Source organism: Halopseudomonas pachastrellae (assembly GCF_900114765.1).
In the GTDB taxonomy this organism is placed as follows: domain Bacteria; phylum Pseudomonadota; class Gammaproteobacteria; order Pseudomonadales; family Pseudomonadaceae; genus Halopseudomonas; species Halopseudomonas pachastrellae.
Genome location: NZ_FOUD01000019.1, coordinates 35266 through 56659 on the forward strand (window position 1 = coordinate 35266; position 21394 = coordinate 56659).

General features: G+C 64.2%; 25 protein-coding genes. 7 read left to right on the top strand and 18 right to left on the bottom strand.

The genetic code is table 11. The annotated features are described in order from the left end of the window. Nucleotides 1-64: 64 nt before the first annotated feature. The 12 genes from BM116_RS14670 to BM116_RS14725 form a co-directional block, all read right to left on the bottom strand. Nucleotides 65-730, bottom strand: coding sequence for a retropepsin-like aspartic protease family protein (locus tag BM116_RS14670; RefSeq protein ID WP_083728100.1), 666 nt, complete (start codon nt 728-730; stop codon nt 65-67). 32 nt (nt 731-762) lie between these two features. Further along, complete coding sequence (locus tag BM116_RS14675) at nt 763-1257, bottom strand: phosphatidylglycerophosphatase A family protein (protein WP_083728101.1); 495 nt, start codon at nt 1255-1257, stop codon at nt 763-765. Next, nucleotides 1250-2239: a thiamine-phosphate kinase gene (gene thiL / locus BM116_RS14680; RefSeq protein WP_083728117.1), complete on the bottom strand. Its 990-nt coding sequence runs from the start codon at nt 2237-2239 to the stop codon at nt 1250-1252. The genes BM116_RS14675 and thiL overlap by 8 nt, the downstream gene beginning before the upstream one ends. 16 nt (nt 2240-2255) lie before the next feature. Continuing rightward, entirely contained in the window at nt 2256-2732 is a 477-nt protein-coding gene (nusB, locus tag BM116_RS14685; protein WP_083728102.1) for a transcription antitermination factor NusB, read from the bottom strand. After that, nucleotides 2732-3208 carry a 6,7-dimethyl-8-ribityllumazine synthase gene (gene ribH / locus BM116_RS14690; RefSeq protein WP_083728103.1) on the bottom strand — a complete coding sequence of 159 codons (477 nt, stop codon included), beginning with the start codon at nt 3206-3208 and terminating at the stop codon, nt 2732-2734. The genes nusB and ribH overlap by 1 nt, the downstream gene beginning before the upstream one ends. Before the next feature lie 61 nt (nt 3209-3269). After that, entirely contained in the window at nt 3270-4364 is a 1095-nt protein-coding gene (ribBA, locus tag BM116_RS14695; RefSeq protein ID WP_083728104.1) for a bifunctional 3,4-dihydroxy-2-butanone-4-phosphate synthase/GTP cyclohydrolase II, read from the bottom strand. Between the two features lie 23 nt (nt 4365-4387). Further along, entirely contained in the window at nt 4388-5050 is a 663-nt protein-coding gene (locus BM116_RS14700; protein ID WP_083728105.1) for a riboflavin synthase, read from the bottom strand. 27 nt (nt 5051-5077) lie between these two features. Continuing rightward, entirely contained in the window at nt 5078-6334 is a 1257-nt protein-coding gene (gene nhaD, locus BM116_RS14705; RefSeq protein ID WP_083728106.1) for a sodium:proton antiporter NhaD, read from the bottom strand. Nucleotides 6335-6346: 12 nt separating this feature from the next. Next, the gene (ribD, locus tag BM116_RS14710; protein ID WP_083728107.1) at nt 6347-7477 is read right to left on the bottom strand and encodes a bifunctional diaminohydroxyphosphoribosylaminopyrimidine deaminase/5-amino-6-(5-phosphoribosylamino)uracil reductase RibD; all 1131 of its coding nucleotides are present in this window, start codon (nt 7475-7477) and stop codon (nt 6347-6349) included. Further along, a complete protein-coding gene (gene nrdR / locus BM116_RS14715) occupies nt 7470-7943 on the bottom strand; it encodes a transcriptional regulator NrdR (protein WP_083728108.1) in 474 nt (157 codons plus the stop codon). The genes ribD and nrdR overlap by 8 nt, the downstream gene beginning before the upstream one ends. Before the next feature lie 113 nt (nt 7944-8056). Further along, nucleotides 8057-9538: an AMP-binding protein gene (locus tag BM116_RS14720; RefSeq protein WP_083728109.1), complete on the bottom strand. Its 1482-nt coding sequence runs from the start codon at nt 9536-9538 to the stop codon at nt 8057-8059. Next, complete coding sequence (locus BM116_RS14725; RefSeq protein WP_083728110.1) at nt 9538-10524, bottom strand: NAD(P)H-dependent flavin oxidoreductase; 987 nt, start codon at nt 10522-10524, stop codon at nt 9538-9540. The genes BM116_RS14720 and BM116_RS14725 overlap by 1 nt, the downstream gene beginning before the upstream one ends. A gap of 104 nt (nt 10525-10628) precedes the next feature. Between BM116_RS14725 and BM116_RS14730 the strand changes: the two genes are divergently transcribed. The 7 genes from BM116_RS14730 to BM116_RS14760 all read left to right on the top strand — a co-directional run bounded on the left by BM116_RS14730 (nt 10629) and on the right by BM116_RS14760 (nt 16429). After that, nucleotides 10629-11567 carry a LysR family transcriptional regulator gene (locus tag BM116_RS14730; RefSeq protein WP_083728111.1) on the top strand — a complete coding sequence of 313 codons (939 nt, stop codon included), beginning with the start codon at nt 10629-10631 and terminating at the stop codon, nt 11565-11567. 14 nt (nt 11568-11581) lie between these two features. Further along, nucleotides 11582-12253, top strand: a complete 672-nt coding sequence (locus BM116_RS14735; protein WP_083728112.1) for a class I SAM-dependent methyltransferase — start codon at nt 11582-11584, stop codon at nt 12251-12253. Nucleotides 12254-12286: 33 nt separating this feature from the next. Further along, entirely contained in the window at nt 12287-13168 is an 882-nt protein-coding gene (trxA, locus tag BM116_RS14740; RefSeq protein ID WP_083728113.1) for a thioredoxin, read from the top strand. Nucleotides 13169-13280: 112 nt separating this feature from the next. Beyond that, a complete protein-coding gene (locus BM116_RS14745) occupies nt 13281-13922 on the top strand; it encodes a DUF2796 domain-containing protein (RefSeq protein WP_083728114.1) in 642 nt (213 codons plus the stop codon). A gap of 8 nt (nt 13923-13930) precedes the next feature. Continuing rightward, complete coding sequence (locus BM116_RS14750) at nt 13931-14641, top strand: ABC transporter ATP-binding protein (RefSeq protein WP_083728115.1); 711 nt, start codon at nt 13931-13933, stop codon at nt 14639-14641. Then, entirely contained in the window at nt 14641-15903 is a 1263-nt protein-coding gene (locus BM116_RS14755) for an ABC transporter permease (RefSeq protein ID WP_083728116.1), read from the top strand. Before BM116_RS14750 ends, BM116_RS14755 begins: the two co-directional genes overlap by 1 nt. Nucleotides 15904-15922: 19 nt before the next feature. Then, on the top strand, nt 15923-16429 hold the full coding sequence (locus BM116_RS14760) for a DUF3299 domain-containing protein (protein ID WP_090475238.1): 507 nt from the start codon (nt 15923-15925) through the stop codon (nt 16427-16429). Here BM116_RS14760 and BM116_RS14765 read toward each other — a convergent pair. Genes BM116_RS14765 through BM116_RS14790 form a run of 6 tightly spaced genes read right to left on the bottom strand, consistent with a single transcriptional unit; the run spans nt 16419 to nt 21218 of the window. Beyond that, on the bottom strand, nt 16419-17504 hold the full coding sequence (locus BM116_RS14765) for a tetratricopeptide repeat protein (RefSeq protein ID WP_083728609.1): 1086 nt from the start codon (nt 17502-17504) through the stop codon (nt 16419-16421). The two genes, BM116_RS14760 and BM116_RS14765, sit on opposite strands and share 11 nt — an antisense overlap. Next, entirely contained in the window at nt 17504-18187 is a 684-nt protein-coding gene (locus tag BM116_RS14770; RefSeq protein ID WP_083728610.1) for an energy transducer TonB, read from the bottom strand. Before BM116_RS14770 ends, BM116_RS14765 begins: the two co-directional genes overlap by 1 nt. Continuing rightward, nucleotides 18187-18597: an ExbD/TolR family protein gene (locus tag BM116_RS14775; protein ID WP_083728611.1), complete on the bottom strand. Its 411-nt coding sequence runs from the start codon at nt 18595-18597 to the stop codon at nt 18187-18189. Before BM116_RS14775 ends, BM116_RS14770 begins: the two co-directional genes overlap by 1 nt. A gap of 11 nt (nt 18598-18608) precedes the next feature. Continuing rightward, the gene (locus BM116_RS14780; RefSeq protein ID WP_235846773.1) at nt 18609-19124 is read right to left on the bottom strand and encodes a MotA/TolQ/ExbB proton channel family protein; all 516 of its coding nucleotides are present in this window, start codon (nt 19122-19124) and stop codon (nt 18609-18611) included. Continuing rightward, on the bottom strand, nt 19117-20460 hold the full coding sequence (locus tag BM116_RS14785) for a MotA/TolQ/ExbB proton channel family protein (protein WP_083728612.1): 1344 nt from the start codon (nt 20458-20460) through the stop codon (nt 19117-19119). Before BM116_RS14785 ends, BM116_RS14780 begins: the two co-directional genes overlap by 8 nt. After that, nucleotides 20457-21218, bottom strand: a complete 762-nt coding sequence (locus BM116_RS14790; protein WP_083728613.1) for a DUF3450 domain-containing protein — start codon at nt 21216-21218, stop codon at nt 20457-20459. The genes BM116_RS14785 and BM116_RS14790 overlap by 4 nt, the downstream gene beginning before the upstream one ends. Between the last annotated feature and the right edge of the window lie 176 nt (nt 21219-21394).

Genomic DNA, 21394 nt, shown 5'->3' on the forward strand with positions numbered 1-21394 from the left:
TGTGCGTTGCCTGGATAGTTGCGGTGAATGCTCAAGACTGCGCTGAACCGAGCCGGCTCCGTGCTCAGAACTTGCGCTCAAGCAGCAGCAGGTTGTCGCGCTCGTCCATACGCACGCGGCTGAGCCAGCTCATGCCCAGCAGCACATCCAGTGGATAAGCGCCATCGAGCACCACGCCCTGCACATTGGTCAGCTCGATTTCGCCCACCTTGACCCGCGCCAGCGAGACCCGATAGCCGTCAACCGCGCCGCTGGCGGTGGTGGCGCGAATCGGCGTGCCGATCAGTTGGTAATCAATGCCCATGCGCCGCGCCTGGTTGGCGTTCATGGCAACACTGGTGGCGCCGGTGTCGACCATAAAGGCGGTATGGTGGCCGTTGATGGAGCCGGTCACCCGAAAGTGGCCGCCCTCACCGCGAGGGATGCTCACCTGCTGCCGTTCGGCCTGGGCGAAGCCTTCGGTGTATTCGCGTTGCAGCCCGAACTGACGGGTCTGACCGTCGATACGCAGGGTGGCGGTGTTACTGTCGGCGGCGACCAGCTCAACGCCCTGTACGGCCGGTTTGCCGACGCGCAGCATGTGACGGGCGCCATCGATATTGACCACCGCAGCATTGGGAAACAGGCCCACGACCCGCACATCAGACGCCGCCTGCAGCGCACTGGCGCCCAGCAGCAGCGTACCGGCCAGCAGGGTGGCCAGAGGAGAAGTTCTGCGTGGTTGAGCCATTGAGATGTCCTTTCCGCAATGCCAGATAAGGGCTACACCATAGCCAATAGCCATTCGCCCAGCAACAGCACCAGCAGCGCCATGACGCCGGCAATCACATCGTCGAGCATGATACCCAGACCACCGCCAACCCGGCGATCAACCCAGCCAATCGGCCAGGGCTTCCAGATATCGAACAGGCGGAACAGCAAAAAGCCGGCGAGCAGCCAGGCCCAGCCGGTTGGCGCCAGCCAGAGCGCAATCCACACACCGACAAACTCGTCCCAGACGATACCGCCGTGATCGTGCACTCCCAGATCCGCTGCCGTGCGATGACACAGCCAGATACCCAGCAGCGTGGAGAGCAGAATAACCGCCGCATAGCCGCCCGGCGGCAGCTGCTGCCAGAGCAGCACAAAGGGCATCGCCGCCAGCGTGCCCCAGGTGCCGGGCGCGGGGCGGATGGCACCGCTGCCAAAACCGAAGGCGAGAAAGTGAATAGGGTTGCGCCACACCGAGGCGGGTGTGGATTCGTGCGTGTCAGTCATCCTGACTCCTGAAATGTTGATAGCCACCGGGGCCGTCTACCGGCCGCATGCCGAGCCCCAGATCAAGCTGCACACCCTGCCCGACCTGTACCTGGCCTATGATGCTGACCCGCTGGCCGGCCTGGCGCCAGCGCTCGATTTGCCCGCGCGCAGCACGCGGCAAGGTGAAGAGCAGCACGTAATCATCCCCGCCGCGCAGCATCCAGTCCAGCTGCTGACGTTCCGACCAGCTGAGCAGCGCATCGGACATGGGCAACTGCGGGCCGTTGATCTGCAGGCACACGCCGCTGGCCTTGGCGATATGCGCCGCATCGGCCAGCAGCCCGTCGGAGACGTCCAGCCCGGCACTGGCGTGGCCGCGCAGCAGGACGCCCAATGCCAACTGCGGCAGCGGCCGCCAGAAGCGCTGGTGCAGGTAGTTCTGCTCGGCCATGGGCAGGCCTGCGGGCAGGGTCTGCCCCAGTACGACAGCCAAGCCGGCCGCGCCGTCCCCCAGGCAGCCGCCGACACAGAGCAGGTCACCGGGCCGCGCGCCGCTGCGGGTCAGCGCCTGGGCAGCAGGCACCTGACCAAACACCGTCACACCGATATTCAAGGGGCCACGCGTGGTATCGCCGCCGATCAGGTTGATACGACAATCACGCGCCGCATCGCCCAGGCCGGCAGAGAACGCCTGCAACCAGCCCGCTTCGGCCTGCGGCAAGGTCAGCGCCAGGGTAAAGCCCAGCGGCTCGGCCGCCATGGCAGCGAGATCGCTGACGGCCACTGCAAGAGCGCGGTACCCCAGTTCGGCGGGGGGGCAATTAACGGGAAAGTGAACACCCTCAACCAGGGTGTCGGTAGAAATGACCAGCTGCTGACCAGCAGCCGGTTGCAGCAGCGCGGCATCGTCACCGATGCCCAGGGCGACCGCCCCGCTGGCTGCGGCCCGCTGCAGTCGCTCGGTGCGAAAGTAGCGGGCAATCAGGTCAAACTCATCCAGCGCCATGGCCGGGCGATCAGCGTCCCTTGCGGGCAGCGGTGACCTCAGCCTTGCGCAGACGCGGCGCCAGCTTGTCGAGGATGCCGTTGACGTACTTGTGACCGTCAGTCGCGCCGAAAGACTTGGCCATCTCGATGGCTTCGTTGATGACTACGCGATAGGGCACGTCGATGCGCTTGAGCAGCTCATAAACGCCGATACGCAGGACCGCCAGCTCGATCGGGTCCAGCTCCTTGATGTCGCGATCCAGCACGACGCCCAGCTCGCCGTCGATGTCGCCAAGGTTGCGCGGCACGCCGGTCAGCAGCTCGTGGAAGTAAGCGCCGTCCACCTTGCTGAAGTCGTTATCGGTGCGAAACTGCGCCTCGATATCCGATACCGGCAGATCAGCCATATGCCAGGCGTACAGCGCCTGCAGAGCCAGACTGCGGGCCTTGCGGCGGGCCGATGCCTTGGGGCGACCGGCGGCGCCAGAACTCTGCTGATCGTCCATCAGGCCTCCAGCTGCTTGATCACGCTGACCATTTCATAGGCAGACATGGCCGCTTCTGCGCCCTTATTGCCGGCCTTGGTGCCGGAGCGCTCGATGGCCTGTTCGATGCTGTCGACGGTCAGCACGCCAAAGGCGACCGGGATACCGTATTCCAGCGACACCGCGCCTACGCCTTTCACGCACTCACCGGCGACGTATTCAAAGTGCGGTGTGCCGCCACGGATAACCGCGCCCAGGGTAACGATGGCATCGTATTGCTTGAGGTCGGCTACTTTCTTGACCATCAGCGGGATTTCAAAGGCGCCGGGTACGCGGATGATGGTGATGTCGGACTCTTTCACGCCGTGGCGCTTGAGTGAATCTACAGCGCCCTCGACCAGGCTCTCGACGACAAAGCTGTTGAACCGGCCAACAACCAGTGCATAGCGGCCTTGGCCAGTTACAAAATCGCCTTCGATGGTACGGATAGCAGTCATGGGCACTCTCTCTCAATTAAAGAACCGGCAGCGCGCTGGGCGCTGTCGTGAATCAATGCGTTTATTCGCAGGGCAGGTATTCTACTACTTCCAGGTCAAAGCCGGATATGGCGTTGAACTTCATCGGCGCCGACAGCAGGCGCATTTTGCGCACGCCCAGATCACGCAGAATCTGCGAACCGGCCCCTACCGTATTGTAGGTCGAAGGACGGCGTGGCGCCGATTTGCCCTCGCCCAGGTTGGCTACGTGGTCAAGCAGCGCCTGCGAATCCACCTGATTACCCAGCAGCAGCACTACGCCGCGGCCTTCAGCAGCCACACGACGCATGGCCTCCTGCAGACTCCAGCGGCCCGGCTCCGGCACCAGGAACAGATCACGCAGCGGGTCGACATTGTGTACCCGCACCAGCGTCGGTTCCTCGGGCTGGATGTCGCCCAGGGTCAGCGCCATGTGCACCACATCGTCGGTGCGGTCACGATAAGCCACCAGATTGAACTCGCCCAGCTCGCTGCTCAGCAGCTTCTCTTCGGCGCGCTCAACCGTGCGCTCGTTGAGCAGGCGGTAGTGAATCAGGTCGGCAATGGTGCCGATCTTGATGTTGTGCTGCTTGGCAAACTCTTCCAGCTCCGGGCGACGCGACATGCTGCCATCGTCGTTCATGATCTCGCAGATCACCGCAGACTCGCCAAAGCCGGCCATACGGGCCAGGTCACAGGAGGCTTCGGTGTGGCCGGCACGCGCCAGCACGCCACCGGGCTGCGCCATCAGCGGGAAGATATGACCGGGGCTTACGATGTCATCGGCGGTTGCATCCGGTGCTGCGGCAGCCTGGACGGTGCGCGCGCGATCAGCAGCGGAGATACCGGTGCTGACGCCAACTGCAGCCTCGATAGATACGGTGAACTTGGTACCAAAACCCGAGCCGTTACGCTGCACCATCAGCGGCAGCTTCAGGCGCTCGCAGCGCTCCAGGCTCATCGGCATGCAGATCAGGCCACGGCCGTAACGCGCCATGAAGTTGATGTGCTCAGCCTGACAGGCCTCACCGGCCATGATCAGATCGCCTTCGTTCTCGCGGTCTTCGTCATCCATCAGGATGACCATCTTGCCGGCGCGAATATCTTCGATCAGTTCTTCGATGCTGTTGAGTTTCATCCGGCCCTCCGGGGGCAGGTTAATCAGGATTTGAGGAAACCGTTCTCGGCCAGAAAGGCCATGCTGATGCCGCCAGCGGTCGGCTCTGCGGCCTTCTCGCCGAGCAGCAGACGCTCCAGATAGCGGGCAATCAGATCCACTTCCAGATTGACGACGGTGCCGGGCTGATAATCGCCCATGACGGTTTCCTGCAGGGTGTGCGGAACAATGTTCAGATGGAAGACAGCGCCTTCCACCGCGTTGACGGTCAGGCTGGTGCCGTCCACGGTAATCGAGCCTTTTTCGGCGATGTACTTCGCCAGTTCGGCCGGCGCTTCAACGCGGAAGTGCCAGGAGCGGGCATCCTGGTGCAGCGACAGTACCTTGCCGACGCCGTCGACATGGCCGCTGACCAGGTGGCCACCAAGCCGGGTGGTTGGCGTCAGGGCCTTTTCCAGGTTGACCCGGCTGCCCGGCTTCAGCGACGCCAGGGCAGTACGGCGAATGGTCTCCTGGCTGACATCGGCCCAGAAGCCGTCACCGGGCAATTCAATGGCCGTCAGGCAGACGCCGTTGACCGCGATGCTGTCGCCCAGTTTAACGTCGCCCAGATCCAGTTTGCCGGTGCGCACGTAAAGACGCACGTCACCGCCCTGGGGCTGCATGCTCTGAATCTGGCCAACCGCTTCGATAATACCGGTAAACATGAATTGCCTCGTTTTTGCCGTTGCCGGTCAGGAGACCAGCAGACCCAGACCATAAACAGCGACAAAGCCGAAGGCAAAGGCCATCAGCAACAGTCCAAAGCTGCGCAGGTAGGTCATGAATGTCAGGCCGGGCATCTTGCTCATGGCAACGATACCGGCAGCGGAGCCAATTATAAGCAGGGAACCACCCACACCAACAGCGTAGGTCAGCCCCATCCACTCGGCGATGGTCATCTGCAGGTCGGCCTTGAGCAGGGCGGCGGTCAGCGGCACGTTGTCGATCAGCGCCGAGAGCATGCCCATCAGGAAGTTGGCGGCCATCGGCGGCATCAGGTCGTACAGCGACGTCAGGCTCTGCAGGGTGCCGATATACTGCAACATGCCAACCAGCAGCAACACGCCCAGGAAGAACAGCAGCGTCTCAAACTCGATCACCCGGATGTATTCCAGAATCGGGTCGTTATCGATGTCTTCGTTGAAAAAGCGCGCAATCAGGAACATCAACGCCAGGCCGGTCAGGAAGGTCAGCACCGGCGGAATGGCAAAGAACAGGCTGAGCAGAATGGTCGCCAGAATAGTGACCAGAAACAGCCCGCCGATGACCTGATCGACGCCGCGCAGCTCGTGCAGCTCATTGCGCTCGATGACAACCTCGTCGCCCATGCCGATCGACAGCAGCGCCGCCAGCAGCAGCACGGCCAACAGCGCCGGCAAGCTCAGCAGCAGCAGGTTGGTGATCTCGACCTTGTCGGCCATAAAGATCATCAGCGTGGTCACGTCGCCGGTAATCATCGCCACACCGCCGGAGTTGACCGCAAACACCACCAACGTGGCGAAGCGCAGCATCTTGCGAAGCTCAAGGTTAAGGCTGAGTACCAGCGCCACCGACACCAGAGTGGCGGTGATGTTGTCGGCAATCGAGGAGAACACAAAGCAGAAGCCGCCGGTCAAGAACAGCAGTTTGCGCTCGGTGATGCGCCCGGGAAGGATGCGGTAGATGACGTTTTCGATCAGGCCCTTTTTGTTCAGGTAAGCCACAAACGTCATGGTGGCCAGCAGAAACAGCCAGAGGCTGGCGATATCGGTGATGTTTTCGTTCAGCGCCCTTTGCACTTCGCCGCGAACGGCGTCGCTCGGCGCGGCAATAAACAGCACCAGCCAGGACAGCGCGCCGAACAGCAGCACCACCTTGGCCTTGTTTACATGAATGACTTCTTCAAGCACCACGCCCAAAAAGGCGATCACTGCCATCGCCAGGAGCAGTATCTGTACGCTGCTTTGCATTTGCTAACACTCTCAGGAAGGAAAAATCGGGCGTGCAGTGATGCGCCAGTCCTGGCCTATGGCTCGCATATCAGTAACGGCGACGTCCATCGCCTCGCTCATGCTCTCGAAGGGGAGCTGCATCAGGGGCCGCGCCTGGCTTCCAAGCAGGCGCGGTGCCATATACACAATCAGTTCATCGACCAGGCCGGCACGCCAGAAGGCGCCCGACAGCCCGGCGCCGGCTTCCACCAGCACCTCGTTGCAGCCGCGCTCGGCGAGGATCTGCAACACGGCCTGCAGATCGACCTTGCCGTCTGCACCGGGGACCGCCAGCAGTTCGCTGCCAGCGGCCAGATAATCATCGGCGGCCTGCTCGGCGCTGGTGCTGATCACCAGCGAGGGGCCTGCCTCACGGAAAAAACGCTGTTCCAGCGGTACCCGGCGCAAGCTGTCGACCAGCACGCGCAGGGGCTGCCTTTCGGCGGCGGCCGCCGCTTCTTCGCTCGGCAGCCCAAGTTCGTTGGCACGCACGGTCAGCGCCGAGTCATCCAGCAGCACGCTGTCGGCACCGCTGACCACTGCGCCGCTGCGCGCCCGCAGGCGCTGCACGTCGGCACGGGCAGCTGGGCCGGTAATCCACTTGCTTTCACCGCTGGCCATGGCAGTGCGCCCGTCCAAGCTCATGGCCAGCTTGACGCGTACCCAGGGCAGGCCCTGTTGCATGCGCTTGATAAAACCCGGGTTGAGCGCGCGCGCTTGCTCTTCGAGCAGCCCGCACTCAACCGCAATACCGGCCTCGCGCAACCGCTGCAGGCCGTTGCCGGCCACTTGGGGGTTGGGGTCCTGCATGGCCGCGACCATGCGCGACACACCGGCCTTGATCAGCGCATCGGCGCAGGGCGGGGTCTTGCCAAAGTGGCTGCAGGGCTCAAGGGTGACATAGGCGGTGGCGCCACGGGCACGCTCGCCGGCCTGTGCCAGGGCGTTTACCTCTGCGTGGCCTTCACCGGCCCGCACGTGCCAGCCCTCGCCGACCACTTCGCCATCGGCGACCAGCACACAACCCACGCGCGGATTGGGTTCAGTGGTGTACAGGCCACGCTCGGCCAGCATCAGCGCCCGGCTCATCCAGCTGCGGTCGGCAGCGCTCCACTCAGGCATCACTGTCGTCCTGCTCGCGGCGCGACAGGCGCTCGATCTCTTCGCGGAACTGATTCAGGTCCTGGAAGCGGCGATACACGGAGGCAAAACGGATGTAGGCGACTTCATCAAGCTGCTTGAGCTCACGCATGACCATCTCGCCGACGGTCATGGCCTTGACCTCACGCTCGCCCGTGGCCCGCAGGCGGTGCTTGATATGGCCGATGGCGGCTTCGATCTGCTCAACGCTGACCGGGCGCTTTTCCAGCGCGCGCTGAAAGCCGGCCCGCAGCTTGTCTTCATCGAAGGGCTGGCGACGGCCGTCCTGCTTGATCACCCGGGGCAGCACCAGCTCGGCCGTTTCAAAGGTGGTGAAGCGTTCCTGGCAGGCCAGGCATTCGCGGCGCCGACGCACCTGATCACCTTCGGCTACCAGGCGCGAGTCGATCACCTTGGTGTCATGGGCACCACAGAACGGACAATGCATGCAGGATTTCCCGAGCGGATAAAAAACGGCCTACATAGTACTCCTTTGTAGGCCGGGGATAAAATGTATCAGTTTGTTACCCGCGCCACCGTTGGATGGCGACGCGGGCAGCGTCAGGCGGAGGCCTGCAACCAGCTGTCACGCAGCCGCCGCTTGGCCACCTTGCCGTTGTCATCGCGCGGCAGGCTGTCGACCACTTCAACCCGCTTGGGCACCTTGTAGCCGGCCATCTGCTCGCGGATAAACGCCTGCACCTGCTCGGCTGACACCTTGCCTCCAGGACTGGCTACCACGGCCATCAACGACTCGCCGTACTCGGCGTCCGGCACCCCGAACACCGCGCAGTCGGTTACGCCCTGCAGGGTGATGAGTACATGCTCGATCTCCGCCGGGTAGATGTTCACGCCGCCGGAAATAACCATGTCCGATTGGCGGTCACAGACATACAGGTAGCCGTCGGCGTCCAGATAGCCGATGTCACCCACCGTGGCCAGATCATCCAGCCCGGCTTTGCTGCGCGCAGCGTCGTTATTCAGGTAGGTGAAGTCCGGCACCATGGGCTGACGCACATAGATCACGCCCGGCTCGCCCACGCCGCACTCGCGACCGTCTTCGCTGACAACACGAATACGCGTATCGGCAATCGGCCGACCCACGCTCCCCGGCTTGCGGCGTGCGGACTGCGGGTCCTGCAGGGTGACCATGCCGGTCTCGCTTGAGGCGTAGGTTTCAAAGATCACATCCCCCCACCAGTCGAGCATCGCCTGTTTGACTTCCGGGGCGCAGGGCGCGCCGGTGGAGGCAACAAAGCGCACCGACGAGATATCGTACTTGGCCCTAACCTCTTCCGGGAGACGCAGCAAACGCACGTACATGATCGGCACCAGGTAGACCACCTCGATGCGATGCTCGGCGATCAGCGCCAGCGTCTGCTCGGCATCAAAGCGCGGCATCAGCACCAGCATCTCGGCCTGCTGAATCGCCTGCTGGGTGAACGAGGTTGGCGCGCTGTGGTACAGCGGCGCGGTCACCATGGCCCGAACACCGGGTGTAATACCCCAGGCGATGCGGCACAGCTCGCGCATGCCCTCTGCCATCTGCGCACGCAGCTCCGGCGGCGGCGCCAGACGCACAACGCCCTTGGGCCGCCCGGTGGTACCCGAGGTGTAGGCCATATGAGCGCGCGGCGTGCGTTCGGGGCCGTCATAGGGCGCTTGCTGCGCCAGCCAGCGCTCGTAGTCACGGGCGTCATCAGCGCCAGCATCGACTACCAGCACCTCAACCCCTGCCGGCACCGCGTCACCCAGGGTGGCCAACAGATCGCCCTCGACGATCAACACCTTGGCCGACGAGTCGTTCAGCAGGTACGCGACCTCATCGGCCTTGAAGTGCCAGTTAATCGGGCAGTAAAAGCAGCCGGCGATCTGGCAGCTCTGAATGGCATCGATAAACGCCGGGCCGTTGCGCAGCATCACTGCGATCACATCGCCATCTTCAACGCCAAAACGCGCCAGGCCACCGGCCAGCCGCAGCGCGCGGTCGGCCACCTCATCACCGCTGCGGCGCAGGTCGCCGCAGATGAGTTCAGCAGTCATCAGCGTGCTCCAAAGGGCTGGGTGATGCGCGCCATGCGCTCCTGCGCTTCATGGTATTCGCGCTCCAGCTGGGCCACGGCCTCAGCGGCAGAGGTCACCTTGCCAATGCTGCCAACGCCCTGCCCTGCGCCCCAGATGTCGCGCCAGGCCTTGCTCTTGCTGCTGCCGCCGGAGCCGAACTTCATGCTGCTCTTGTCACCCTCGGGCAGATCGTTCGGGTCCATGCCGGCGTTGACGATGCTGGGCTTGAGGTAGTTGCCGTGCACCCCGGTAAACAGGTTGCTGTAAACGATATCGTCGGCAGTGGTGTCGACCAGCATCTGCTTGTAGGCCGGGTCGGCGTTGGCTTCGTGGGTGGCGATAAAGCGCGTGCCCATATAGGCCAGGTCGGCGCCCATGGCCTGCGCGGCGAGAATCTGCTCGCCCTTGGCAATGGAGCCAGACAGGATGATCGGGCCGTCATAAAAGGCGCGGATTTCCGATACCAGCGCGAAGGGGCTGAGCTGACCGGCGTGACCACCAGCGCCAGCACAGACCAGAATCAAGCCATCAACGCCGGCCTCGATGGCCTTTTTGGCGTGTTTGACGTTGATCACGTCGTGGAACACCAGACCGCCGTAGCTGTGGATCGGGCCAACCACTTCATTGGGCGCACGCAGGCTGGTGATGACGATCGGCACCTTATACTTCACGCACAGTTCAACGTCATGTTGCAGGCGGTCATTGCTGCCGTGCACGATCTGGTTGACCGCAAAGGGCGCCACCTTGGCCTCGGGGTTGGCCGCCTGGTAGTCGGCCAGCTCGGTGGTGATGCGCTGCAGCCATTCGTCCAGCACCTCGGCCGGGCGGGCATTGAGCGCCGGAAAGGAACCGACGACCCCGGCCTTGCATTGGGCAATGACCAGATCCGGGTTGGAGATGATAAACAGCGGGGAACAGATGACCGGCAGGCTCAGATTGCCTTGCAGAACGGCGGGCAGACTCATGCGTGCGCTCCTTGGTGTTGTGATTGTTCCCGGACTATAAAAGCCGGCACGCTGCTCTACAATGTCCGCACTCAAGCCCAAACTGTTTACTGATAGGCAACAATATGGACATCAAGACCCTGCAGTACTTCAGCGCCATCGTCGAGGCCGGCAGCATGAGTGGTGCGGCGCGGCGCCTGGGTACATCACGCTCCCACGTCAGTCGGCGGCTGAAGGCACTGGAGCAGGACCTTGAGGTTCAGCTGCTACGGCGCACCACTCGCCGCATCGAGCCAACCCAGATCGGCTGGGCCATGTACGAACACGCCGCGCGCATCAGTCAGGAGCTGAGCGCGCTGCAATCCACCGTCGACAACCTGGGCCGCAACCTGCGTGGCCACTTGCGCCTGAGCGTGCCCTCGGCCCTTGGCCAGCAGGTACTGGGGCCGCTGCTGCTGGAGTTTGCCGAGGCCTACCCGGACGTCAGCCTGCAACTGACCTTCAGCAACCGCATCTTTGACCTGGTGGCCGAAGAGATCGACCTGGCTATCCGCGTCACCAATACCCCGCCCGACACGCTAGTCGCGCGCGACCTGGGGCCCATCGATTGGGTGCTGTGCGCCAGCCCTGGCTACCTGCAGCGGGTCGGCGCGCCGCAGCAGCCGGAAGACCTGCTGCGCTGCGCCATGGTCAGCGTCAAAGTAAGCGACCAGCGCCTGCCGCTGGAGTTGTCGGACGGTAAACACAAGCAGGTGCTGACCCTGCGCCCGCGCCTGCAGACCGAAGACATGCTGTTTCTGCGCCGCGCGGCCGAGCAGGGTCTGGGCTGCGCCCTGCTGCCCTACTACGCCGTACGTGAAGAGCTGGACAGCGGCAAGCTGCAGGCCGTGCTGCCGCAGTACCGCGCCCGGGTGGATGCCTGGGGCGACCACCTGTACCTGCTGACCGCACCCAACCTCTACCCCACGCTGGCGACCCGCGCGCTGATCGAGTTTCTGCGTAGCCGCCTGGCAGACATTCCGCTGACGCCCAGGCAGCCGCTTGCCGCTACAATGCACTCCTGACTAGGAGCCTTGCCATGACGCAGCAGACACTCACCGACGCCCTCCATCAGGTCCTGCCCGATGCCGAGTTGACGCCCACCCGGGTGCCCGGCCTGCCCGAGCTGGAACTCTGGCTGCTGGACCCGGCCAACCTGGACCGCGCCTTTGCCGCCGACGAAACCCGGCGCCTGCTGGAACACCCTCCCTACTGGGGCTTCTGCTGGGGCAGCGGGCTGGCCCTGGCCCGCTGGGTGCTGGATAACCCTGCCGAGGTGCGCGGCAAGCGTGTGCTGGACTTTGGCGCAGGCTCTGGCGTGGTTGCCCTGGCCTGCCGCATGGCCGGCGCCAGCGAGGTCATCGCCTGCGATCTGGACGCCCCGGCCCTGCAGGCCTGCGCGCTGAATGCGCGGCTCAACGACATGCGCATTACCCTGTCGGACGACTACTTTGCCGTCAGCGGCGAGATTGACCTGCTGATCGCCGCCGACGTGCTCTACGATGTCGACAATCGCCCGCTGCTGGATCACTTTGCCGGCCGCGCCAGCCAGGTGCTGATCGCCGATTCACGGGTGCGCGATCTGGTGCACCCACGCTATCAGCGCAGCGCCATCCTACCGGGGCAGACCTGGCCGGACCTGGGTGAGCCACTGGAGTTTCGCGACGTCAGCCTCTACAGGCTTGACCCCGGCGCCAGCGCCCCCATATAAAACAGTCCCCCACACACGCTGCGGAATCGCCTTATGTCCTCGCCTTACCTGTTTGACGCCACCACCGATACCTTCGACCGCTATGTGCTCGAGAACTCCTTCCACAAGCCGGTGCTGGTGGACTTCTGGGCCGACTGGTGCGCGCCCTGCAAGGCATTGTTCCCGGTGCTGGAAAAGATCGTCGACAGCTACCAGGGCGAACTGCTGCTGGCCAAGGTCAACTGCGATACCGAGGTGGGCCTGACCGAACGCTTTGGCATTCGCAGCCTGCCCACCGTGGTGCTGTTCAAAGACGGCCAGCCGGTGGAAGGTTTTGCCGGCGTGCAACCGGAAACCGCCATCCGCGAGCTGCTGGCCCCGCACGTTGCCGAACCGCAGCCCGAGGAAGAAGCCGAGCCGGAAGCGGATCTGGCGAGCCAGGCCCAGACCCTGATCGACGCCGGCCAGCCACAGGAGGCGATCGCCCTGTTGCAACCAGCGCTGCAGGCTGAGACCGACGACGCCCTGCTCCTGCTGCTGGCCCGCGCCCTGCTGGCCGACGGCCAACTCGATGACGCCGACAAGGTCATCAATGCCGTACAGCAGAAAGACAGCCACAAGCAGACGCTGAACGCACTCAAGGCGCAGCTCAGCTTTGCCCGTCAGACCACCGACTTTGCGCCGCGTGACAACCTGCAGGCCCGCCTGGACGCCGATGCAAACGACAGCGAAGCCCGCTATCAACTGGCCCTGCTGGACCTGACCGCCGGCGCCAGCGAGCCGGCACTGGCCGCCCTGCTGGACCTGCTGCAACGCGACCGCAGCTGGGGTGACGGCGCCGCGCAGAAAACCCTGCTGCAGGTTTTTGACGTGTTGGGCGGCGACCACCCGCTCACCGTGCAGTACCGCCGCAAGCTGTACCAGGCACTCTACTGATCAGTACTTCCTTGATGTAGCGCCCCGCACGGGGCGCCCGAGTGAATACAGGGTTGCCATAACAGCAAAATGAAATAAGATAACATTTTCTTATTTCAGCCGGAGTCTTGTCATGCGCCGCACCCTGCTCGCCCTCAGCCTTGCCCTGCCTTTCAGCCAACCCCTGCTTGCCGAAGAACACGACCACCACCAGCACGGCAGCCTGGATGCCCATGAGCATGGCGTTGCCAGCCTGAATCTGGTGGTCGACGGCAATCAGGTCAGCCTGGAGCTGGATAGCCCGGCCGCCAACCTGGTTGGCTTTGAGTACCAGCCCAGCACAGACGAAGACCGCGCGACCGTTGCCCGCGTCAAAGCAGCACTGGAGCAGGCCGATGGCCTGTTCACCCTGACGGCCGCCGCCGACTGCCAGCTGCAGCAGGTTGAGCTGGACAGCCCGCTGTTTGCCGCGCATGACCATGAAGAGCACGAGGACCATGACCATGACGAGCATGATCACCATGACGCAGATGAGCACGCGCACGACGACGAGCACGAACACGAACACGAACACGAACACGAACACGGCGAGCATGCGGACATCGAAGGCCGCTTTAATTATGTCTGTGCCGCCCCCGAGCAACTTGAAGCCCTGACCCTGCCGTTGTTCAATGACTTCCCGGCGATGCAGCGCATTCAGGTGCAGGCCATCACCGCCAGCGGCCAGCACGGCGCCGTGCTGACCGCCGACCAACCCACCTTGCCACTGGACTGAATCAAGCGATGACCACACCACTGCTGCAGGTCACCGACCTGCAGTTCGCCTGGCCGGGCCAGCCCGTACTGCTGGATATCCCCGCCTTCAGCGTTCAGGCAGGCGAGCGCCTGTTTCTCAAGGGCCCGTCCGGCAGCGGCAAGACTACTCTGCTGGGCCTGCTCGGTGGTGTACACCAGCCGCAGCAGGGTTCTATCACCCTGCTCGGTCAATCCCTGCGCCAGCTGTCTTCGCTGCGTCGAGACCGTTTTCGCGCCGACCACACAGGCTACCTGTTCCAGCAGTTCAACCTGCTGCCCTACCTCTCGGTGCTGGACAACGTCACCCTGCCCTGTCGCTTCTCCGCCCTGCGGCGTGAACGCGCCCTGCGCCAGCAGCCGACTCTGGATACCGCCGCCGAACACCTGCTGCGCGAGCTGGGCCTGAGCGACGCCACCCTGCATCAGCGCAGCGCCGGTGCCCTGTCGATAGGCCAGCAGCAGCGGGTGGCAGCCGCCCGTGCGCTGATCGGCAGCCCCGAGCTGGTGATCGCCGACGAGCCCACCTCGGCGCTGGATGCCGACAGTCGCGACGCCTTTCTCAAGCTGCTGTTCGAAGAGTGCGAGCAGATGGGCAGCAGCCTGCTGTTTGTCAGTCACGACACCAGCCTGGCAACCCGCTTTGATCGCGCTCTGTCACTGGCCGGGCTCAACCGCGCCAGCCAGCCGGAGATTCTCTGATGTACCTGATGCGTCTCGCCTTGCAAAGCCTGGCCAACCGCCGCTTTTCTGCCCTGCTGACAGTGATCGCCATCGCCCTGAGCGTCACCCTGCTGCTGTCGGTCGAGCGCGTGCGCACCGAGGCCCGCGCCAGCTTTGCCAGCACGGTCAGCGGCACCGACCTGATCGTCGGCGCCCGTTCCGGGTCGGTTCAGCTGCTGCTGTATTCGGTGTTCCGCATCGGCAATGCCACCAACAATATCCGCTGGGACAGCTTTGAGCAGATCAGCAGTCAGCCCCAGGTCAAATGGGCCATCCCGCTGTCGCTGGGCGATTCGCACCGCGGCTTTCGAGTGCTGGGGACCAATCAGGCCTACTTCGACCACTACCGCTTTGGCCGTGACCAAGCGCTGACACTGAGCCAGGGCAAGCGCTTCAGCGACCTCTACGATGCCGTACTCGGCGCCGATATTGCCCGCGAGCTGGGCTACCAGCTGGGCACCGAGCTAGTGCTGGCCCACGGCGCCGGCGCGGTCAGCTTCGTCAAACATGCGGACAAGCCCTTCCACGTGGTTGGCATCCTCGCCAAAACCGGCACGCCGGTAGACCGCACCATTCATATCAGCCTGGAAGGGATGGAGGCGCTGCATGTGGACTGGCAACAGGGCATGCCGGCCCGGGGCGCCGGTCAGGTCAGCGCCGAGCAGGCGCGCCAGCTGGACCTGACACCAACCGCCATTACCGCCTTCATGCTGGGGCTGGAGCGGCGTATCGACACCTTTACGCTGCAGCGGAAAATCAATGAATTCAGTGGCGAGCCGCTGCTGGCCATCCTGCCCGGCGTTGCCCTGCAGGAGCTGTGGAGCCTGTTAAGCGTGGCCGAAAAGGCGCTGCTGCTGGTCTCGGTCTTCGTGGTACTGACCGGACTGGTCGGCATGCTGACGGCGATTCTCAGCGGCCTGAATGAGCGCCGCCGAGAGATGGCCGTGTTGCGCTCGGTGGGTGCCCGGCCGCTGCATATTTTCAGCCTGCTGGTGCTGGAAGCAGTCAGTCTGACACTGGCCGGCATCGCCCTGGGTCTGGCCCTGCTGTACGCTGGCATAGCCGCCGCCAAGCCCTGGCTGGAGCAGCAGTATGGCTTGTTCCTGCCGCTTGCCTGGCCAACGCCGAGTGAGCTGAAGCTGCTGGGCGGCATACTCGCAGCCAGCCTGCTGATGGGCTGCATCCCGGCTTGGCGTGCCTATCGACAGGCGCTGCTGGACGGCCTGTCCATTCGCCTGTAAGTGACCGTCGAGACTATCAATGCGCCTGACTCATCTGCTACCCCTGACCCTTGGCCTGCTGCTGACCCTGCCGGCCTGGGCTGCCCGCGAACTCAGCTGGGATGATCTGGTGCCCGCGGGCACCGGCCACCTGTACGGCATGCCGCCTGCACAGCACGACGGACTGACGTCCGAAGGGCAGGCCAGCAGCAACCCGCTGGTGCAGAGCATGACCAACGCACCGACTGTCGCCGAGCTTGATGGCGAGAACGTCAAGCTGCCCGGCTACATCGTGCCGCTGAGCGTAGACCCGAACCAGCGGGTTACCGAGTTCCTGCTGGTGCCCTACTTCGGCGCCTGCATCCATGTACCGCCGCCGCCATCCAACCAGATCGTGCTGGTCAACAGCGAGATTGGCGTTGCGCTGGAAGCCACCTACGTCCCCTACTGGATCAGCGGGATCATGCATGTGGAGCAAAGCAGCAGCGAGCTGGCCAGCGCCGGCTACCGCCTGGAAGCACAGGAAATCGAAGAGTTCAGCTACTAGACGCTGAGCCTGATTCAGACCGGGCAAGCGCCGCCTCGGCGGCCTGCTTCAGGCTTTGCAATTGGCGGCGCTGGCTGGCGTTAGCCGGCTGCACCGCCTGCAAGGTGGCCAGCGCAGCCTGCCACTGACGCTGCTGGTATTGCAGCCACGCCAGCTGCAGGCGGTCAGTGCTGTTGCCGCTGCGTGCCACCCGCTCCCAGGCAGCCAGGGCAGGCTCGTAATCACGTGCGCTTTGCCACAGATAGGCAAGACGGCGCAGACGATCAGCGCTACTGCTCAGCAGCCCCTCATCCAGCAGCGCCTGCATCAGGCGCGCCGCCTGCCAGGGGGCGCCACTGTGCGCGTGCAGGGCGATCAGGTTTTCCAGATCAGTCGTTTCCAGCTCAATCCCGGCCTCGCGCGCCAGACGCAGGGTCGCCGCAGCTGCCACCTGCTCGCCGGCCAGACTCTGCATACTCGCCAGCTGACGCCAGTTATCGGCGCTCTCCGGCGCACGCTGCAACAGCGCCTGCTGCCAGCGCACCGCCTGATCGAAGCGTTCCAACTCGTAGTTCATGCCCACCAGCAGGCGGTACCAGATGTCATCGGCAGCCGGCTTCTCGCGCACCACCTGCTCGGCCAGCGGAATGGCCTTGCGGAATTGCCCCAACTGGCGGTAAGCCTGCACCAGCAGCTGACGGTTGTTATCGGAACGCGGCAAGACTTCCAGCTCCTTGACCGCCTCGGGGTAGCGCTGCTCCTGCACCAGCAGGCGAGCCAGATTTTGCCGGTCCTGCAAGGCGGCGGCATCTTCCAACTGCTGCTGAGCCAGCGCCTCGCGCAGCCAGTCGATCGCTTGGGTATTACGCTGGTTGGCGATGGCAATGTAGGCCAACCGCTGGGTAACCAGCGCGCGCTCCAGGCTCCCGTTGCCCGCCTGCGGCAGGGCCGCCTCCAGCAGTTGTCGTGCCTTGCTCAGATCGCCTGTAGCTTCTGCCTCGGTGGCGCCCTGAATGGCAACGTACACTTCAGCGTCGATCTCCTGGGCCAGCGCCGAGGCGCTCAGCAGGCACAGCAACACTAACCAGCGCAGCATCAGCGGCGGCCCTCCAGACGGAAGTTCATGGTCTTGCTTACCTCGCGCGATACCGCCACGCCATTCTCCCGGCGCGGTGCAAAGCGCCAGCGGCTGACCGCGCGACGCGCCGCACGATCGAACACGCCGGGCGGCTCGGCACTGAGCACGCGGATGTTTTCCACCCGCCCATCGGCGTTGACCGTGAACTGCAAGGTCACCTGCCCCTCTATGCCTGCTGCCAGCGCGCGGCGTGGGTATTCCGGCGGAATATCCACGAGCGGGGTGACTTCCTCGGCATCCCCCGGCGGCGGTGCGCTGGCCGGCGCCGGCGGACTGGGAGCGGGCGCTGGCGCTGGCGGAGCTGCCGCCTGCAAGGGTGGCAACGCCGGCGCCGCGCCCATATCAATGCGGGTATTGAGCTGCGGCACCTCGATATTAAGATCCAGCGCCGGAACCTGCGGGCTTACCTGGGGCTGCGGTGCAACCTCGGGCGGCTTTTCCGGCGGAGTCGGGCGCTCCGGCGGCTGCAAGGGGTCTGCCGGCTCGCTGCTGCTCTCCTGCACGCTGCGGGCGACGCCCACGCGCAGCAGCTCCGACGGCTCCGGGGGCGGGTCATTCGGCGGCATGATCAGCGCCAGCATCAACCCGAACAACAGCAGCGCAACCAGCAGCGCGCCGATGAAACTGCCCAGCAGCCGCATCAGGGCCCCGCCGTCGCAGCCAGGGCAACATCCTCTACCCCGGCCAGCCGCGCCTGATCCATCACGCGGATCACCAGACCGGTACGTGCATCGGTATCAGCCTGTACCACTACCGTGCTATCGGGCTGATCAACGCGCATGCGCTCAACCGCCGCCCGCACGGCGCGAATATCCACCGGCTTGTGGTCCATCCAGATCTCGCCGTCAGCACTGACCGCAATCAGGATGGTGCCCTTGGGCTTGTCGACGGCACTGTCGGCCGACGGCCGCTCGATATCGATCCCGGTTTCCTTGACGAAAGAGCTGGTGACAATAAAGAAGATCAGCATGATGAAGACGATATCCAGCATCGGCGTAAGGTCGATACCGGCCTCGTCATCGGCGTTGGCGTGATGCCTGCGCATGCGCATCGCAATTTCTCCTAATCGTGCTGCAGGCGGTCGGACAACCGCTGCAGCGCTCGCCGCGACTGCTGATCGAGTCGCGCCAGACAAAACAGGCCACTGATGGCGATCACCATGCCGGCCATGGTCGGCACCGTGGCACGGGACACGCCCGCCGCCATCGCGCGCGGATTGCCGTTGCCGCTCAGGGCCATCACATCAAATACCTGGATCATGCCGCTGACAGTGCCCAGCAGCCCCAGCAGCGGGCACAGGGCGATCAGCACCCGCACCATCGGCAGATAACGGTTGAGCTGTGCCTGCGCCTGCGCCAGCCACGCGGTGCGGATGGCCCGGGCGGCAGCGCTGCGTCGCTCAGCGCGCGCCTGCCAACCGTCGCAATAGCCTTCGGCGCGGCGCGGAAACACCAGCGACAGGTACCACAGCCGCTCCAGCATCAGCGTCCACAGCAGCACGGTGGCGCCAAGAATGGTCCACAGCACCCAGCCGCCGCTATCGAGAAAGTCCGGCAGCCGCCACAGGACCTCAGTCACTGCGCCGCTCCCCGCCAAGGTGCAGGGCAATCAGCCCGGCGCTCTGCTGCTCCAGCAACTGGATCAACGCCTTGCTGCGCGCCGCGACCAGGCTGTGCAGGAACAACAGCGGAATAGCCGCGACCAGCCCCAGCACCGTGGTGACCAGTGCCTGCGAGATGCCATCGGCCATCATTTTCGGGTCGCCGGTGCCGTACTGGGTAATCGCCTGGAAGGTCGCGATCATGCCGGTCACGGTACCCAGCAGGCCGAGCAGCGGCGCCACTGCGGCCAGCAGCTTGATCAGCCCCTGCCAGCGCTCCAGCGCAGGGGTTTCGCGCAGGATGGCCTCGTCCAGCTTGAGCTCCAGCGTGTCCAGCTCTTCCAGCCGCGGACGGCTGCCAATAACGCTCAGCACGCGGCCCAGCGGATTGCTGTCAGCCAACTGGTCGAGGTTGTCGATCTGCCGGTCTACGCGGCGCTGTACCAATTGCAGCCAAATCAGTCGCACCAGCGCCAGCAAGATACCCAGCGCGCCCAAGGCAACAATGACATAGCCAACGATGCCCCCCTGGGACAAACGCGTCAGCAGGTCCGGCGTGCGCTGCAGCTGCTCGATTACCTGGCCGCGTGCCGGGTCGATGGCGATTTCCGCCACCGCATCGCGTGGCGCCATAAAGTCGGCCAGCAAGCCCACGCCATCGGGCTGACGTGCCGCCACCTGCAACGCCTGGCTGTCGGCCTGATAAAGCAGATACTCATCGCCGGCAACCGCAACAAAAGGCCCAACGGCAACAACCGGCTGCGCCTGCTGGCTACCCTGACGATCAATCACTTCGGCTTGGAAGCGCGCCACCTCACCGCTGGCGTTCATGTCCTGCTGCAGCCGATACCAGAATTGCTCCAGCACCTCGACACTCGGAATACGGCTGCTTTGCGACAGGGCTTCCAATTCGCCCTGGCGTTCCGGGTAGCGGGCGTTGAGCAGGGAGTCCTGCCATTGACTGAGGGTGTCGCCGGCGCCCTGACGCACCACGCCGAACAGCTCGCCAAGGTTACCGCTGCGCTCGGTCAGCTCCTGACGCAGCTGCGCCAGTTGCTCGCTCTGCGCCTTGAAGCGCGCATCCAGCTCATCGGCACGCGCCTGCGCACTTGCCAGCTCGGCCCGCGCCTGGGAGAGGCGCGCTTGCTGCTGGTTGCGCTCGCGCAGGAAGGTTTGCTCGCGCTCACGCATGGCGGCCTGCTCGGCGCTGCGGGTTTCGCGGATCTGCTCCAGTAGCGCCTGCTTATCAAGGGACTGCGCCTGCACCAACGGCGCCAGACAACAAAGCATCAGCATCCAGGAAAGTCTTTTCATTGGGCGACCTCCGCGCTGACAGCCGGCATGGGCAAACGCAACAACTGCGGCGACTGCTCGTTGCGGGCGATGGCGATGCCGTTGCTGAGGGCTCGCCGGTAACTGGCTGGCAATACCTGCCAGCGACCAGCGGCGGTGTCCCAGTAGCCCTGCTCCTGGCCATCAAGGCTTTGATAAAAGAGCATCAGACGGCCGATGCGCAAAAACTCGACCACCCGCTCCTGCTCGCCAGCGGGCAACTGGCCGCGCCAGGCCTCCAGGGTGCGGCCATAGTCGCTTTCGATCTGGTAGGCCTCCAGTACGCGCCGATACAGTTCGGCCACACTGATCTCGGGGTCAATCAGCAAATCCTGCAGGCGGGCAATACGGTCTTCGCGCTCATCCAGCAGAAACGGCATGTCCAGCGCAACAAAGGCCTCCAGCGATTCAATCATGCGGCGAATGAGCGGCAGCATCTCGCGCTGGGTATCGGCCAGGCTGTCGATCTGCTGCTGCAGGCTGGTCAGCTCCTGTGCCTGCGCCTCCACCATCGACTGCAGCCGCTCGCTGTAGTCGTTCAGCGCCAGCGCCTGATCCTGAGCCTGGGTGTACTCCTCAAGCGCCGCGCGGGCAGCATCGTCAAGGTTGTCGATACGCTGCTGCGTGGCAACCGCCTCGGCGGTGAGTTCACGACTTTCCTGCTGCGCCTGCTGCAACGCCTGCTGCGCCTGCACGCTGAGCGGCGCGGCAAGCAGTGCGACCAGCCAAACTGCTTTCATTCGCTGTTCCCCCGGCGAAGGCTGGCCTTACCAGCCCGTCAAAAAGAGAATGATTATCATCTTTGTACTAGAGTGTCTGCAACCGCGCTCTTGAACGGGGGTGTGGCAGCCTGCCGCACCCACCCGTGCCCGGCACTTGCTCCAGATCAATAGTCCGATCCAGAGCAGGCCGTAGA